Source organism: Georgenia ruanii, assembly GCF_009193175.1.
Lineage (GTDB): Bacteria > Actinomycetota > Actinomycetes > Actinomycetales > Actinomycetaceae > Georgenia > Georgenia ruanii.
Genome location: NZ_VUKE01000001.1, coordinates 349763 through 365225, shown reverse-complemented (window position 1 = coordinate 365225; position 15463 = coordinate 349763). Strand labels below are relative to the sequence as shown.

General features: G+C 72.6%; 14 protein-coding genes. 10 read left to right on the top strand and 4 right to left on the bottom strand.

Features of this window, described 5'->3' with window-relative positions:
- The first annotated feature begins 122 nt into the window (after positions 1-122).
- From ftsE to GD880_RS01665, 3 genes are read left to right on the top strand one after another with little or no spacing between them, the layout of a single operon-like run.
- Complete coding sequence (gene ftsE, locus GD880_RS01675) at positions 123-812, top strand: cell division ATP-binding protein FtsE (protein ID WP_152229881.1); 690 nt, start codon at positions 123-125, stop codon at positions 810-812.
- An 8-nt stretch (positions 813-820) separates the two neighbouring features.
- Positions 821-1735 carry a permease-like cell division protein FtsX gene (ftsX, locus tag GD880_RS01670; protein ID WP_152229880.1) on the top strand — a complete coding sequence of 305 codons (915 nt, stop codon included), beginning with the start codon at positions 821-823 and terminating at the stop codon, positions 1733-1735.
- A gap of 8 nt (positions 1736-1743) precedes the next feature.
- Positions 1744-3123, top strand: coding sequence for a M23 family metallopeptidase (locus tag GD880_RS01665; protein WP_226909296.1), 1380 nt, complete (start codon positions 1744-1746; stop codon positions 3121-3123).
- 214 nt (positions 3124-3337) lie between these two features.
- Here the strand turns inward: GD880_RS01665 and GD880_RS01660 are convergent, their stop codons facing one another.
- On the bottom strand, positions 3338-4654 hold the full coding sequence (locus GD880_RS01660) for a lactate racemase domain-containing protein (protein ID WP_152229879.1): 1317 nt from the start codon (positions 4652-4654) through the stop codon (positions 3338-3340).
- Between the two features lie 276 nt (positions 4655-4930).
- Between GD880_RS01660 and smpB the strand changes: the two genes are divergently transcribed.
- Positions 4931-5452: an SsrA-binding protein SmpB gene (gene smpB / locus GD880_RS01655; RefSeq protein ID WP_452176724.1), complete on the top strand. Its 522-nt coding sequence runs from the start codon at positions 4931-4933 to the stop codon at positions 5450-5452.
- Between the two features lie 129 nt (positions 5453-5581).
- On the opposite strand, the gene GD880_RS01650 is transcribed toward smpB, so the two are convergent.
- Positions 5582-6271: a DUF981 family protein gene (locus GD880_RS01650; protein WP_152229878.1), complete on the bottom strand. Its 690-nt coding sequence runs from the start codon at positions 6269-6271 to the stop codon at positions 5582-5584.
- Between the two features lie 197 nt (positions 6272-6468).
- Between GD880_RS01650 and GD880_RS01645 the strand changes: the two genes are divergently transcribed.
- The gene (locus tag GD880_RS01645; protein WP_152229877.1) at positions 6469-6897 is read left to right on the top strand and encodes a hypothetical protein; all 429 of its coding nucleotides are present in this window, start codon (positions 6469-6471) and stop codon (positions 6895-6897) included.
- Between the two features lie 10 nt (positions 6898-6907).
- Here the strand turns inward: GD880_RS01645 and GD880_RS01640 are convergent, their stop codons facing one another.
- Entirely contained in the window at positions 6908-9520 is a 2613-nt protein-coding gene (locus GD880_RS01640) for a helix-turn-helix transcriptional regulator (protein WP_152229876.1), read from the bottom strand.
- Positions 9521-9766: 246 nt separating this feature from the next.
- Here GD880_RS01640 and GD880_RS01635 point away from each other — a divergent pair, with 246 nt between their 5' ends.
- From GD880_RS01635 to GD880_RS01615, 5 genes are read left to right on the top strand one after another with little or no spacing between them, the layout of a single operon-like run.
- Positions 9767-11335 carry a phage tail sheath family protein gene (locus GD880_RS01635; RefSeq protein ID WP_152229875.1) on the top strand — a complete coding sequence of 523 codons (1569 nt, stop codon included), beginning with the start codon at positions 9767-9769 and terminating at the stop codon, positions 11333-11335.
- 58 nt (positions 11336-11393) lie between these two features.
- On the top strand, positions 11394-11873 hold the full coding sequence (locus GD880_RS01630; RefSeq protein ID WP_152229874.1) for a phage tail protein: 480 nt from the start codon (positions 11394-11396) through the stop codon (positions 11871-11873).
- On the top strand, positions 11870-12406 hold the full coding sequence (locus GD880_RS01625) for a hypothetical protein (protein WP_152229873.1): 537 nt from the start codon (positions 11870-11872) through the stop codon (positions 12404-12406). Before GD880_RS01630 ends, GD880_RS01625 begins: the two co-directional genes overlap by 4 nt.
- Positions 12407-12409: 3 nt before the next feature.
- Positions 12410-12595, top strand: coding sequence for a DUF6760 family protein (locus tag GD880_RS01620; protein ID WP_152229872.1), 186 nt, complete (start codon positions 12410-12412; stop codon positions 12593-12595).
- Positions 12576-13052, top strand: coding sequence for a phage tail protein (locus GD880_RS01615; protein WP_152229871.1), 477 nt, complete (start codon positions 12576-12578; stop codon positions 13050-13052). The genes GD880_RS01620 and GD880_RS01615 overlap by 20 nt, the downstream gene beginning before the upstream one ends.
- A gap of 337 nt (positions 13053-13389) precedes the next feature.
- On the opposite strand, the gene GD880_RS01610 is transcribed toward GD880_RS01615, so the two are convergent.
- Positions 13390-13569, bottom strand: coding sequence for a hypothetical protein (locus tag GD880_RS01610; RefSeq protein WP_152229870.1), 180 nt, complete (start codon positions 13567-13569; stop codon positions 13390-13392).
- Positions 13570-15463 lie beyond the last annotated feature (1894 nt).

Sequence of the window (15463 nt, the reverse complement as noted above, 5' to 3'; positions counted from 1 at the left end):
ACTGAGGATCCGGACGGATCCGGGGGGTACGGCGTGTCTGCGGCGGGCGCGCCCGGGGCCGTGCTTAGCCTCAGGGCAGGCCAGAGCACCCCTTCCCCCACTGTCGAGACTGGCCGCCCCCAATGATCAGATTCGAGAAGGTCTCCAAGGTCTACGCGCGCGGCGCCCGCCCCGCCCTGGACCAGATCGACATGGAGGTCGAGCGCGGCGAGTTCGTCTTCCTCGTCGGTGCCTCCGGCTCCGGCAAGTCGACGTTCCTGCGCCTCGTGCTGCGTGAGGAGCGGCCCACCTCCGGCAAGGTCTACGCGCTGGGCCGGGACCTCTCCCAGGTCTCCCGCTGGAAGGTGCCGCACCTGCGCCGCCAGATCGGCGCCGTCTTCCAGGACTTCCGGCTGCTGCCGAACAAGACCGTCTTCGAGAACGTCGCCATCGCGCTGCAGGTGATCGGCAAGCCGCGCCACCACATCCTCACCACCGTGCCGGAGACCCTCGAGCTCGTGGGCCTGGAGGGCAAGGAGAAGCGCCTGCCGCACGAGCTCTCCGGCGGCGAGCAGCAGCGCGTGGCCATCGCCCGGGCCATGGTCAACCGCCCGCAGCTGCTGCTCGCGGACGAGCCCACCGGCAACCTCGACCCCACCACCTCGATCGGCATCATGCGCCTCCTCGATCGCATCAACCGCACCGGCACCACCATCGTCATGGCCACCCACGACGACGAGATCGTCGACCAGATGCGCAAGCGCGTCGTCGAGCTCGCCGACGGCGTGATGGTGCGCGACCAGTCCCGCGGCGTCTACGGCGCGGCGCGGTAGGGGGTCTCGTGCGTCTTCGTTTCGTCCTCTCCCAGGTCGGCCAGGGGCTGTCGCGCAACCTCGCGATGACCGTCTCCGTCGCCCTGGTCACGTTCGTCTCGCTGACCTTCGTCGGCGCCGCCGCGCTGCTGCAGATGCAGATCGGCAACCTCAAGAACGACTGGTACGACAAGGTCGAGGTCTCGGCCTTCATGTGCCCGGAGTCTTCCGCGCAGCCCAACTGCGCGGCGGGGGAGGCCGGCCAGGAGCAGATCGACGCCGTCGGGGAGCTGCTGAAGTCCGACGCGCTGGCGCCTTACGTCGACCGGGTCTACTTCGAGACCAAGGAGGAGGCCTTCGAGGCCTTCCAGGAGCAGATGGCCGACACCGTGTGGGCCCAGTCGCTCACCGTCGACCAGATGCAGGTCTCCTACCGGGTCAAGCTCGTCGACCCCGAGCAGTACCGCATCGTGGCGGACGAGCTGGAGGGCCGGCCGGGGGTGGAGATCGTCGTCGACCAGCGCGAGCAGCTCGAGCCGCTGTTCAACATCCTCAACAGCGCCACGCTGCTCTCCCTCGGGCTGGCCGCGGTCATGATCTTCACCGCGGTGCTCCTCATCACCACCACCATCCGGCTCTCGGCGATGTCCCGGCGCCGGGAGACCGGCATCATGCGGCTGGTCGGGGCGTCGAACCTGTTCATCCAGCTGCCGTTCATGCTCGAGGGGGCGGTGGCCGCCCTTGTCGGTGCGGTGCTCGCCGTCGGGGGCCTGTGGTTGGCCGTCACCTACCTCATCCAGGACTGGCTGGCCGGGACCACGCCGTGGGTGCAGTTCGTGGGGACCGGGGACGTGCTCACCCTCGCCCCGTTCCTCGTGCTCGCCGCCATCTTGCTCGCCGGTCTCAGCTCGGTCGTCAGCCTGGGCCGCTACACGAGGGTGTAAGGAGAACCGTGAGAAGACCTCGTCCCGATGCTGCCGTGGCCCCGCCCGTCGCTCGTCGGCGGGCGGTCGGGCGCGCGGGCCTCGTCCTCGTCCTCGCCCTGAGCCTCCTCGGGCCCGCCGGGATCGCCCAGGCCGGCGACCGCGACGACCTCGTGCGCCAGCAGCACGCGAACGAGGCCCGGCGCGAGAGGCTCCAGTCCGACCTCGAAGGTCTCGACGAGAGCCTCGTCGAGACCCACCTCAAGCTCTCCGACGCCGAGGCCCGGTTGCCCGAGGCCGAGGCGGCGCTGGCGACGGCGCAGGAGAACCTCGCGGGTGCCGAGCGCAAGCAGGAGCAGGTGACCGGGCGCCTCGCGGTGGCCGAGCAGGAGGCCAAGGACCTCGAGGCGGCCATCGCCGACAGCGGCGAGAAGATCGCCGCCACCCGCTCGGCGATGGGCGAGCTGGCCCGCAGCACCTACCGCGGGGACCACACGGTCAGCACCGTCGAGGTGGTCCTGGACTCCTCCTCCACCGAGGACTTCCTCCAGGGCTACGCGGTGCGCTCGACGGCGGTGCGCGCCCAGACCCAGGTGCTCGACGAGCTCGAGACCGCCGCGGCCGTCGCGGAGAACCAGCGGGCCCGGCAGACCGCGGTGACCGAGCGGATCGGCGAGCTCAAGGAGGAGGCGGACGCCGCCGTCGCCGCGGCCGACGCCGCCCGGGCCGACGCCGAGCAGCGCACCGCCGAGATCAAGCAGATCCAGGCCGACATGTCCGCCCTGGCCGCCTCGCTCGAGGGGCAGAAGGGCGACGTGAGCGGGCAGATCGAGGGCCTGCAGGCCGAGAACAAGGCCCTGAGCGACGAGATCGCCAAGATCGACGAGGAGAACCGCCGGGCCGAGGAGGAGCGCAAGCGCAAGGCGGCCGAGGAGGCGGCGCGCGCCCGGGCCAACAACCAGCCCGCGCCGGCGCCCCGCGCCCAGGCCAGCGGCGGGCAGCTGCTCATCCCGCCGGTGCCCGCGCCGTTGTACGTCACCTCCGGGTACGGCATGCGGTGGTACCCGATCACCGGCGGCTACTGGATGCACCTGGGCACCGACCTCCGCTCGGCCTGCGGCAACCAGCAGGTCGCCGCCGCCGGCGGGACGGTCACCGCCGTCAAGCCGCACCCCAACGGCACCCACGGCAACCAGGTGATCGTCAACCACGGCTACCTCGGCGGCAGCTCGTACGTGACGGTGTACAACCACCTCTCCCGCTTCGCGGTGCGCGCGGGCCAGCAGGTCTCGCAGGGGCAGGTCATCGGCTACACCGGCGCCACCGGCAACGTCACCGGCTGCCACGTGCACTTCGAGGTGTGGAAGAACGGCTCGACCATCGACCCGATGGGCCTGCCGGGCTTCTAACCCGGGCTCGCCGCCCGGTCGGGTCAGGCGCCGGCGGTCGCTCTCGCCGCTGGCCGCCCTTCGCGACGAGGGCAGGCGGTAGACCACGCGCGCGTGACGCAGGGACACACGCCGGGAACGGCAGCGCCTGCTCGCGCCCACGACGGTCGACGTGGGGACGGAAGAGCCCCCGGGCGCGCAGTGCGCTCCGGGGGCTCCTCGGTCGTGGACCGGCTCAGACGTGCTGCTCGTGCGTGGCCCGCTGCGCCAGCTTCGCCTTGGTCGACCACAGCCCGGCGGAGGGGGTGGAGATGTAGAACACGACCTCGCCGTCGGGCATGGTGTTGAAGCCGTCCTTCATCACCGCCGGGTCGTAGCGCTTCTGCGCCTCCTCGACGTCCATGTACTGGTAGCCCACGCCCTCGATGTCCTCCTTGCTCAGGTGGCCGGGCGCGTAGGTGATGGTGAAGCGGCCCTCGGAGGAGCCGTGCACGAGGTGCGCGGTGCCGTGGGGGATGTCCTGCATGTCCGCCTCGGTCTTGTACAGCTCGAGCACCTCGTCCTTGGGCAGGTAGCCGTACTTGCGGATGAGGGCGTCCACCTCGGGCTGCTCACCGAAGCGCTCGACGCCGGGGGCGATGACGAGCAGGTCGCCGCCGTCGGCGATGGCCATCCGGGTGCGGTACACCGCCTTGTTCGCGACCCAGGTGGCGTGGAACTCGTCGGCCTGCATGACGGCGACGATCTTCTGCACCGGCTCGTCGAACTGGGTGATGTTCTGGTCGCGCGAGGCGCGGGCGGCGTCGAAGTAGGTCTCGAGGTCGTCGCCGACGTACACGCCGGTGTGGACCAGCTTGCCGGCGTCGTCGTAGTCCATGACGACCTGGAAGTACACGTCCTTGAGGTCGCCGAGGAAGTGCTCCTCGGCGTAGTTGAAGCAGGCGCGCACCGGGGTGAGCAGGTTGCCGAGGTTGTTCTCGATGCCGTACACGGCCGACGCCATGTGGGAGGCGCCCAGCAGCCGCTTGCCGCCCAGGCCGATGAAGTAGTTCTTGTTGTGGTTGGCGAAGCCGAGCACCTCGTGGGGGACCACGTGCCCGATGTTGATGACGATGTCCCACTGCTCCTCGATGAGCATGGAGTTGAGGTCGACCGGCATCTCCCAGTCGACGGCGCCGCCGGTCTTCTCGCGGACGAACTCGGCCGGGACGGTGCCGACGTTGACGACGCCGTTCTTCCAGTCGTGCTTGTGGATGCGCTCCTCGGGGATGGACCCGAACATCCACTGGTTCTGCTCCGGCGTGTGCGGGACGTGCTGGCCCAGCGTTGGGATGAGGTGGACCTCCGCGCCCTCGGCGTCGAGCAGCTGGTAGAACCGCTCGGTGATCCAGCCGGCGCCGGAGTGGGCACGCGTGAGGTCGGGCGGGAGCAGCAGGACCCGCTTGAGCTCGGTCAGCCCGAGCCGCTGCTTCGCCTCGTCGATCGTCTGCTGCACCATCTGCTCGATCTCGGGGCGGGAGATGACCTCGGCCTCGCGCTTGAACCACGTCATGCACGCCAACATAGCCGCGCGCTCGCGCCCGGCGATACCGCCGCCGCGCAGTTGCCAGCGGTTGTCCCGGGAGGTGCGGAACGGCCCGCCGGCACCTAGGGGATCGGGCCGGCCGGGGCGCCGGGCGGCGCCGTCGGCGAACGCGGCGGTAATGAGGTCGAGCCGTTCGCCCCGCCTGGCTTAGTCTTGGAGGTCGGCCCCCGGCGGGGGCCGGCCGCGCGAGGAGGGCACGGCGACGAGGTGCCCCAGGGTGCGACGGTTGAGGGAGGCAGGACGGTGGCTGGCACGAAGGCCGCGACGACGAAGCTGACGCCGGCCCAGAAGGCCAAGGCGGCGGCGGACGCCCGCAAGGTGGTGGCGCGCAACAAGAAGGCGCGGCACGACTACCACATCGACGAGACGTTCGAGGCCGGCATCTCGCTGATGGGCACGGAGGTCAAGGCCTTGCGTATGGGGCGGGCCTCCCTGGTGGACGGCTGGGTGGAGATCGACCGGGGTGAGGCGTGGCTGCACGGGGTGCACATCCCCGAGTACGCGCAGGGCTCGTGGACCAACCACGGCCCGCGCCGCAAGCGCAAGCTCCTCCTGCACAAGCAGGAGATCGAGAAGCTCGCCGTCAAGACCCGCGAGAAGGGGCACACCATCGTGCCGCTCGAGCTGTACTTCACGGGCGGCCGGGCCAAGGTGGAGATCGCCCTCGCCCGCGGCAAGAAGGAGTGGGACAAGCGCCAGACCCTGCGTGAGAAGCAGGACGAGCGCGAGGCGCAGCGGGCGATGAGCCTGCGCCGCCACCTCTGATCGGCACCGTCGCGGGACGGCGGGACCGCCCACGGCCGACCGCCGCGCGGCCCCGGCGTTCGGGCGGCGGATGGGGAAGGGGCCGGGGGGTGAATCCTCCCGGCCCCTTCTCTGGCATCGCTCAGCAGGTCACCACGTGATCATCGTGCCGTGCGCGATGTTGTAGTACATGCCCAGGTGCGTGTAGAAGTTCAGCGCGCCGAACAGGGCGAACACGATGCCGCCGATGACCCAGGCCCACACGGCCCAGCGCAGCAGCTGCGTGCGCCCGGTCCACAGCGCGATCGCGAAGAGCAGGGCGCCGACGGCGACGACGCCCCACAGGCCACCGAGGAAGAGCGCCTCGAGGATCGGCAGGTGGCCGAAGCGGCCCGAGATGGGCTCCTCCGGGGGTGCCGCACCGAGCTGGTAGCGGACGAACGAGATCGCGATGACGGCCATCCCCAGGCCGAGGACACCGACGAAGATGCCGGCCGGCTTGAGCGCCTCCAGCGTCTTGGTCCTCGCGGCCTCGACCTCGCCGGCGTAGAGCGCGCGGTGGCGCCACAGGTAGATCGCGGCCAGCAGCAGGAGCGCGCCGAAGCCCGCAGCCGGCTGACCGAACGCGACGTTGGCGTACTCGAAGCCGTCGCCCCCGAACGGCCAGGTCACCGTGGTGTGCAGCCCCAGGACGAACAGCAGCAGGCCGGTGACGCCGAAGAACGCCGCCCAGCCCTCGCTCTCGATCCGCTCCTTGCGGATCAGGTCCCGGAGGAACTTGGCAAAGCCCAGGAGTCCCGCTCCCGCCGTGATGGCAACGAGCTCGTTGTAGACGATCACGTCTTGCTCTTCCTTTCCTTCCCCGGCGCCAGGGGCGCCAGGCTCATTGAATTTTCAAGTATAGACCTAGCGTCCGCATTCATCGGACTATTCCGGCGCCAGGCGGAATCGTGACGGCCGCGCTCCGCCGTCGTGCACGCGCGATGGGCCGGGGTTAGCGTGTGGCGGAGACCGGCCACACGACCGTGGAGGTTCCCGTGGGTCTTCCCCTCAGGCTGCGTCACGTCCCCGCCCGCCTCGCCACCGGCGCGTTCATCCTCAACTCGGGGATCACCAAGCGCGGCCTCACCGAGGAGGCGGCGACCGGGCTGCAGCAGATGGCCGTCCAGGCGTTCCCTCAGTTCGGGCAGCTGTCGGCGAAAGACTTCGGCAAGCTGCTCTCCACGGCCGAGATCGCGCTCGGCTCGGCCCTCCTGCTGCCCATCGTGCCCACCTGGCTCGCCGCGCTCGGTCTCGCCGGCTTCTCCGGCGCGCTGCTGCGCGTGTACACGAAGGTTCCCGGCCTGACGCAGGAGGGCAGCCTCCGGCCGACCCAGGACGGGACCGTGATCGCCAAGGACGTCTGGATGGCAGGCATCGCGTGGTCGTTGCTCGTCGACGAGGTCACCGCGCGCAGGAGGGGCTGAGGGACCGCCGTCAGCCCCGTAGCGCGGCAGCCAGTTCGCGGCGGCTGCGCACCCCGAGCTTGGTGAAGACCCGGGAGAGGTGGCTGTCGACCGTGCGCACCGACAGGGTGAACCGCTCGGCGATCGCCTTGCTGCTCAGCCCGCCGGCGGCCAGGCTGGCGATCTCGCGCTCCCGGCGGGTCAGCGGCACCCGGGGGGAGCCCTGGGGCGGCAGCCAGAGCCCTGCCCGGCCGAGCTCGCGCAGCCCGATCTGCGTCAGCTCGTCGTCCTCGGCCAGCACCGCGCGCGCGTGGTGGACCAGGGCGTCCGGGCGCGGGCCGCGGACTTGCTCACCGAGTGCGAGGATGCGGGCCAGCACCTCGCCCGCCGTCGGTTCTGCCTCGCGCTGCGCGTCCGTCGGATCCGCTGGCTCTGCCCGGTCGGCCACGACCGCGCGGTGCAGGGCCTCGAGCTCGGTGCGGTGCAGCCCCCGCTCGGCGCTCCAGCGGGCCAGGGCAAGTGCCTCCGAACGCCGGGTGGGTTCCCCGAGCCACGCCTCGGCGTCGAGCTGCAGCAGCTTGAGGTCCGACTCGAGCGTGGCGGAGATGCCCATCGGCATCTCGCGCATGCGTTCCAACGCGGACCGGGCGGCCGGGGCGTCGCCGGTGGCAGCGACGGCGAGCGCCTCGCCCGCGGCCACCCACTTCCCCACGCCGTTGATGTCCCGCACGGAGTACCGGGCGCTGGCGCTCTCGAGGTGGTGCCGCGCCTCGCTCCACAGGCCCCGGGCGGCGGCGAGCATACCCCGACCGACCTGGGCGAAGACCTCGTGGGTGGAGTAGCGCAGGGGATGCTCCGGGGACTCGCCGAGCAGCTCTGCGACGCCGTCGAGGTCGCCCGCCCAGAGCATCACGAGGGCCTCGGCGACGGTGATGTCCTCGACGACCGACGGCTGGAGCGGGTCCCGATGAGCCATCGCCCGCCGTACGTAGCGCGTGGCGATCATGTCCGCCTCGTCCAGCTGCCCGGCCTGCCCGAGGCCATAGACGGTCGGTGCGACCAGCCGCCCCACGTCAGAGGCGTCGGGCGCCGCTGCCGCGAGCATGACCAAGGACGGTCCGAGGCTCTCGGCGAAGCGTCCGGCGTGGCCCAGCCGCGCGAGCCGGGAGATCTCCAGGGCACGGGCGTGCTCGGGACCGCTGCACGTCACGTCGTCCTGGGCGCTCGCGATGCGTTCGAGCGCCCGGTCTGGGTCGTCGTCCTGGAACTGGTCCAGGTCGGCCAGCTGGTCCACGAGGCGGACCTGGAGCCCGGGGTCGATGGGCGCGCCGCAGCGGGCGAGCGTGGCGGTCGCCTCGGCCAGATCCCGGGCGGCCTCACCGGAGCGTTGGAGCTCGTACCAGGCCGCGGCGCGCAGGAGCAGGGCGTCGGCCCGCCGGGGGTCCGCCGGCCCCACCACGTCCAGGGCGGCCACGGCCACCTGGATCGCCATGTCCCACCTGGCGGTCTCCAGACCGGCGCGTATCGCCGCGAGCAGCCGGTCGGGGCTCTCGCGCACGCCGCACTCGAGCGCCCACAGCACCATGCGCAGCAGGGCGGCCGGTCCACCGGGGTGAGGCCCCGAGGGCAACGACAACGTGCCCCGCACGGCGCCGTACAGGCGACGGCAGCGATCCGGGGGCACCAGCTCGCGGACCGCCTCGCCGTACATCGGGTGGCGGACCTCGACCACCGGCACGAGGCCTCGCTCGGGCCGCGACTGACCGGTCACGACCAGGCCCAGGCGGACGAGCTCGTCGACCGCCCCCTCGTGGACGAGACCCGACAGGCGGCTGACCGGCAGCTCGCCGGCGAGCGCGACCAGGTCGAGCGCCTCACGGACGGGCGGGTCGAGCCGGTCCAGCTCGTGGCGCACCATGTCGATCACGCGGGGCCCGGGCGGGGCGTCCGCCAGCCCCACCCAGATGCCACGACGCTCGACCAGCGTCCCGGCCTCCAGCTCTGCGCGCACCAGCTCGCGCAGGTAGAACGGATTGCCCTGGCTGCGGTCCATGATCCGTACGCACGTGGCTGTGGTGAGCGGGCCGCCCAACGCGACGGTGAGCAGCTCCTCGACCGAAGCGGCATCCAGCGGGGCGATGTCGACGCGCTCGGCGATCTCGTCCTTCCACAGCTGTAACCAGGGCGACTGGCTCGCGCCCGTGCTGTGCAGCGTGATGAGCAGCTGTGCCTGCCCCTGCCGGGCGAGGCCGGCGAGTGTGTGCGCGTGGCGGTGGTCGAGGAGGTGCGCGTCCTCGACCCGCAGCAGCGGGACGCCCAGCGTCCCAGTATCTGTCGCGACGTCGTCCTCGTCCCGCAGCAGCCCCCGCAGCACCGGGCTGACCTCTTCGAGGGGCAGATCGGGGGTGAGGGACGCGCCCGAGAGCCTGACGACGCGCTGGCGGGGCCCGCGTGCGGCGGCCTGCCGGCCCCCCCGACCGAGGCCCTTCCGGCTCTCGACGGCGGTCGTGGCGAGCTGGCTCTTCCCCACCCCGGCCTCCCCGACGAGGAGCACGCTGACCCCTCGCTCGAGCAGGGAGGCGACCACCTCGCTCTCGCCCCGGGGCAGGATCGGCCACGGCGGGGCCGCGGTGGGGACGGACATTGAGAGCCTCCTCGGTCGCGCTGCCGTCGCCGCCCCCCACGGGATGTGATCCCACCCACGCCGGCTTCGCGGCCGAGTATAGGCAGTTCCGGACGAGCGTTTACCGACGGTTTGCGTCGGCACGAGCTCGTGGGAAGTTCGGTAGCGATTACCGATGTTGCGCGCTAGGTGGTGTCCCTAGCGTCGGGGCGACCCCACCACGACCGTGCCTCGGACGAGGCCGCGCAGAGCCTTCAGGAGTGCCCCGTGCCCACGTACACCGCACCCGGCGTGTATATCGAGGAGGTGCCTTCGTCGCAGAAGGTGCTCGCCTCGGCCCCCACCGCCGTCGCCGCCTTCGTCGGATTCACCGAGCGCGCCCCGATCGACGACCCCAACGACCCCCAGGGGCTGGCGCCGCGGCTCGTCACGAGCTGGACGCAGTACGAGGAGCTCTACGGCGGCTTCGTCGAGGGCGCGGTGCTGCCGCTGTCGGTGTATGGGTTCTTCGCCAACGGCGGCACGCTGGCCTACATCGTCCGGGTGCCCAACTCCGAGCCCGCCGGCGAGCCGGCCCGGCGCGCCCTGCCCGCCACGGACCGTGCCCTGGGGCTGCCCCTGAGCGTCGAGAGCGTAGAGCCCGACGCCGACATCGACGTCGTCGTCCAGACCGACGACCCGGCGCCCGACGCCGAGGGCCCGGCCACGTTCACGATCACCATCGTGGAGGCCGGAGAGACGGTCGAGACCTTCCCGAACCTGGGCTTCGGCGGCGAGCGTGACGCCGCCACGGTCATCAACGCCACCTCCACCCGGGTCAAGGTCGAGGTCAACCTCGCCGAGGGCGTGGACCTGTCCACCCAGCTCGAGCTGCTCAAGGCCGGCACCTTCGCCCTCGAGAAGTCCGCGCCCAAGCCGGTGCCGGTCACCGGCCGCAAGTTCGCCGGCTCGGAGTCGAGCCGCTCGGGCATCAACGGGCTGGCCATCGCCGACGACGTCACGATGGTGATCGTCCCCGACCTCGTCACCGCGGCACGCCGCGAGGACGGCACGGTGGACCTCGGGCTGTGGCAGGCGGTCCAGACGACGCTGATCTCCCACTGCGAGCAGCACGCCAACCGCATGGCCATCCTCGACGCGCCTCCCGGGATGACCCCGCAGCAGATCAAGGAGTGGCGCAGCGACACGGCGATGTACGACTCGCAGTTCGCGGCGCTGTACTACCCGTGGATCAAGGTGGAGAACCCGACGGCCACGAGCGGCGCCGCCGAGGTGCTGATCCCGCCCTCGGGCCACGTGGCGGGGGTGTGGGCGCGTACCGACGACACCCGCGGGGTGTGGAAGGCGCCCGCCAACGACACCATCCGCGGGGTGCTCGACGTCGAGCGTCCCATCACGCAGAACGAGCAGGGCCTGCTCAACCCGATCGGCATCAACTGCATCCGTCCGTTCGGCACCCGGGGCATCCGGATCTGGGGCGGGCGCACGCTCTCGTCCGACACCGACTGGCAGTACATCAACGTCCGCCGCCTCTTCAACATGGTGGAGTCGACCATCATGGAGGGCACCCAGTGGGCGGTGTTCGAGCCCAACGACGTCACCCTGTGGGAGGGCGTGACCCGGACGCTCACCGGCTACCTGCATGGGCTGTGGCAGGCCGGGGCCCTGTTCGGGTCCTCCGCCGGCCAGGCGTACTACGTCAAGTGCGACGAGACCACGAACACCCCGGAGTCGATCGACGCCGGCAAGCTGATCGTCGAGGTGGGCCTCGCCCCGGTCAAGCCTGCCGAGTTCGTCGTCTTCCGCATCGCCCAGAACAAGCAGTCCGCCGCCTGACCCGGCCGCGGCACCATCCCGGGCCCAGGGCCCAGCGAAACCCAACTGAGGAGCACCAGTGGTCGACGGACTGTTCACCAATGACCCGATCATCGCGCAGAACTTCTTCCTGGAGATCGACGGGGAGGTCATCAGCACGCTGACCTCCGTCTCCGGCCTCGACATCGAGGTCTCCGTCTCCACCTCCAAGGCCTCCGGCGCCGGCGGCCAGATCGAGGAGGTCAAGGGCCTGGGCAACACCGTGTCCTCCCCGGACCTCCAGCTCAGCCGGATCGCGCCGCTGGACTCGAGCGCCGACAAGCTGTGGACCTGGTTCAACGAGATCCGCGGCACCGGCCTGACGGCGACCGACCGCACCGGCCAGCGCAAGAACGGCTCCATCGTGCTGTACGACGCCGCCCGTAACGAGGTCGCTCGGTTCAACTTCTTCAAGGCCTGGCCGAGCAAGATCTCCACCGACCAGCTCAGCGTCGACAGCACCGAGGCGGTCAAGGAGAACGTCACCCTCGTGATCGAGCGCCTCGAGCGGGTCAAGTGAGCCTGCAGACCCGCTACGACTTCACCCTCCCGCGCGGATACGTCGACGCCCAGGGCGCCGTCCATCGCGAGGGCACGATGCGCCTGGCGACCGCGCGGGACGAGCTCGAGCCGCTGCGCGACCCGACGATCGACGGCCCGGACGACCCGCGACTGACGATCGTGGTGCTCGCCCGGGTGGTGGAGCGCCTGGGCAGCCTCGAGCTGGTCACCACCCGGGAGATCGAGTCGCTCTTCGCCGCGGACCTGGCCTTTCTGCAGGACTTCTACGGGGTGATCAACTTCGGCAGCCAGGCCGAGTACGAGGAGCTGCTCGCCGCGCAACGAGACGCTGCCGCACCGGTCACCACGGCGGTCCCCGCGCCGGCCGGCCCCGCCGCGCCGCCGGCACCGGTGGTGCCGGAGTCGGCGCCATCCGCACCGATGCCCCAGGCGCCGACGATGTCCCCGGCGGCGCCGCCGGCCGCGATGGCGGGTGCGGGACCGCGGCTGTCGCGGGCGGCGATCGAGGAGATCCCCAGCGACGGGCGGTGAGGCATGCTCCGCTACCCGCCCGAGGCCCTGTGGCAGGAGATCGCCTATCTCGCCTACCACCTGCACTGGCCGATGGATGACCTGCTCGACCTCGAGCACCTGGACCGCGTCCGCATGATCCGCGCGGTCTCCGCACTGAACGAACGAGCCTGGGAGGCGGTGAGCGAGAGTGGCACGGCCGGCCGATAGAGAGGTCCTGGGCGGGGAGCCGACCACGAGCGGGTGGTTCCTGTTCGAGGTTGACGGTGTCGAGATCGGCACCTTCCGGGAGGTCCGGGGGCTCGAGCTCACCGTGGACGTCGAGACTTACCGCGAGGGTGGACAGAACGGCTACGTCCACAAGTTCCCCGGCACCCTCCACTGGCCCAACCTGGTCTTCACCCGCGGCATGGTCGCCTCCGACGCCCTGTTCACCTGGGTGGCGAACTCGGCCGGGGAGAACTTCGCCGCGAACGGCAACAAGCTCACCCGGTGCACGGGCGCGGTCACCGCGATCAGCTTCACGGGTGAGCGGCTGCGGGCCTGGGAGTTCGACAACGTGTTCGCGGTGCGCTGGACCGGCCCGGAGTTCAGCGTGGACTCCGACGCCCAGCTCGTCGAGCAGCTCGAGATCGCCCACAACGGCTTCCGAGCGAAGACGTCATGACCGCCGTTCCTCCCGTGACGGTGCAGGACGACGGCGCGGCGAGCACGCCAGCCGCCGCGCTGTCCCCGGCGCCTCGCCAGCCCCTCGGCCAGGCCATCGCGGGCCGGTTCCGCCGGCCGGGGCCGCCGGGCCGCCGCGCCCGGCCGGCGACGCTCGGCTCCCTGGCCTCAGCCGCCACACGCTTCGCCGCGGCCACGGGACGCCCGGTGCGCGTACGGCGCATGCTCGCCGGCCCGGCCGCGGTGCCGGCCGGGCGGCTCGGTGGTGCCGCGGTGCGTCCCCCGCGCTGGTGGCGTCCCACCGAGCCGGAGGCGGATCTGACGCTGAGCGGCGGCGCTCAGACGCCGACGAGGAACATGCCCTCGGTGGCGGCGAGGGCGGCACGTCCCCCGGTGGGGCGACCCGGTTCCGACCTGCCCGACCGCGGCCTGCGCCGGGCGATCACCACCATCCCCGACGAGAAGACGTGGCGGCCGGGCGGCTTCTCCGCCAAGACGACGCCGCACACGGTGCCCATGCGCCTTCCGGCCGAGGTGCGTGCGGCCGGACCGATGCTCGTCTCGCAGGACACCCGTCGCCGGTCGGCGCCCCCACCACCCCCGGGGCACGACCCGGGGAACGCCGTGGGGACCGGTCCCGCGCCGCAGGCACCGGCCGCCGGTGCCCGGACCGGCTCCCCTAGCACGGCGGGCAGCCCCCACGACGCGCAGACGGCTCCGAAGCGATCCGCCCCGGTCGCCCGGCGCACGTCGTCGCCGCTCGAGCGTTCGGTGGCCCTGGGCGAGCGGTCCGCGGCCGCGGGGAGGATCGGGCACCGCCCGGCCCAGACTGCCCAGTACCTGCGACGGCGCGCGCTGGCCTCAGCGGCGGTGGCCGCGGCGGGCTTCAGGGCCGCCCTGTCGTCCGGCCGGGTGGGAGTGCAGCCCCCTGCGCGGGCGCCTCGGGGGCTGGGAGTGCAGCCCCCGACGGGGGCGCGTCGGGCAGCCGGCCGGCCACCTGCTCTCTCACCGGTGCCACGCCGCAGCGGCCCCTTCGGCCCGGTCAGCGTGGCCGAAGAATCCCTCGTCCGCACCGGTCGGTTCCGCGCCGCACCCTCGCGGGGCGCCCCCGGCGCCCGGAGCGATGCACCGGCACAGGCCACGGGTTTCCGTGCCGCCACTGCGGCGTCTTCGGTGATCGTGCCGCCCGGCGTAGCCCCGCTGCGCCGGGCCGTCGCCAGGCCAGCCCACGTCTCGTCCCCCGGTGCCAGGCATGCCGCCGTGCGACACGCGGTGCTCCCGGTGACCCGCGAGCGCGCGTCGACGGTCGCCCCCTCGCCGGCCTCCACCGGCCCGCAGACCCCACCCAGCATGGTCCGGGCAGTCGCAGAACCCGCGGCACTCGGAACAGCCGGGGCGACCGCACCGGCGGCGTCCCCGGCGCGCTCCAGCACCGGGCACGCCGGGCAGCTACCCGCGGGCCGGCTGCGCGCGCTGTCGGACTCTCGGCCGACGTCCCAGCCGGACGTCGTCGCCCGCGCGGGCGCGGTCGCGCGCCCCGGGCCGGCCGGCACGGCTCAGGCACGCCGGGCGGATCCTCCGGCGCCCGATGAGCAGCAGCCGCGCAGCGAGCCCGGCGCGGGTACGGCCGTGAACGCCGGACAGACCACCACCGCGCCGCAGGACCTGGTAACAGCCACGGCGGGAGCGCCCGTGTCCGTCCCGTCCGCGCCCGGCACGCCCCGCGCCGTGGTCGCACGGTCGTCGACGTCGCTGCGCCGCTTCCCCATGGCGGCCGCGCCCCTTCCCGCTGCGCCGCCGCTGTCGGCCCGATCCGCCCGGGGTGCCCGGGCCGCTCTGCCCTCGGCGGCGGCGGGCGCCGGGGGAGCGGTCGTGACGCGCGCGACCTCGGCCTTCGCCCGGGTGGCGGCGACCGGCACGACCGCCTTCCTCGGGCGCCGATTCGTCACGGGGTCCGCCGGCCACGCGGTAGACCCCGGAACGGCGGGAGCCCCGGCGGCTCCGGACGCCCCGCCCGCCCGCCGGACCGGCGTCGCGCCGACGGCGCCCCGAGCCGCCCGCGCATCCGCCGGCGACGCTGCGCTGGGTGGCGGCACCGCCGGCGACGCGATCGCCGCCATCTCGGCGGCCGCCACCATGGCGGCCCCGGCGCGCCGGGGCCACGCCTCCTCCTGGTCGGTGCACCGGGCGGCGGCGTGGCCCCACACCCGGTCGGCGGCACCGGCGGCCGCCCGGTCTGGGCGACCCAGCGCCGGGAGCGGGACGAGATGGGTGACCAGTACCGCCACCTCGGCGCACGCGCGTGTGCTCGGCATCCCGTCGGTCATGGCAGGGAACGCCAACAGCTTTGAGGGCGGGTTCGGCGGCGGCGCGGGGCGCATGGTGTCGGCCGACGAGGGGCGAACCCGGCGC

What these genes read in the sequence shown, in the direction of transcription:
- ftsE (WP_152229881.1), top strand. Translation starts at nt 123, where the DNA reads ATGATCAGATTCGAGAAGGTCTCCAAGGTCTACGCGCGCGGCGCCCGC.
- GD880_RS01660 (WP_152229879.1), bottom strand. Translation starts at nt 4,654, where the DNA reads ATGACGTGGTTCAAGCGCGAGGCCGAGGTCATCTCCCGCCCCGAGATC.
- GD880_RS01640 (WP_152229876.1), bottom strand. Translation starts at nt 9,520, where the DNA reads ATGTCCGTCCCCACCGCGGCCCCGCCGTGGCCGATCCTGCCCCGGGGC.
- GD880_RS01620 (WP_152229872.1), top strand. Translation starts at nt 12,410, where the DNA reads ATGCTCCGCTACCCGCCCGAGGCCCTGTGGCAGGAGATCGCCTATCTC.
- GD880_RS01610 (WP_152229870.1), bottom strand. Translation starts at nt 13,569, where the DNA reads ATGGGCACCGTGTGCGGCGTCGTCTTGGCGGAGAAGCCGCCCGGCCGC.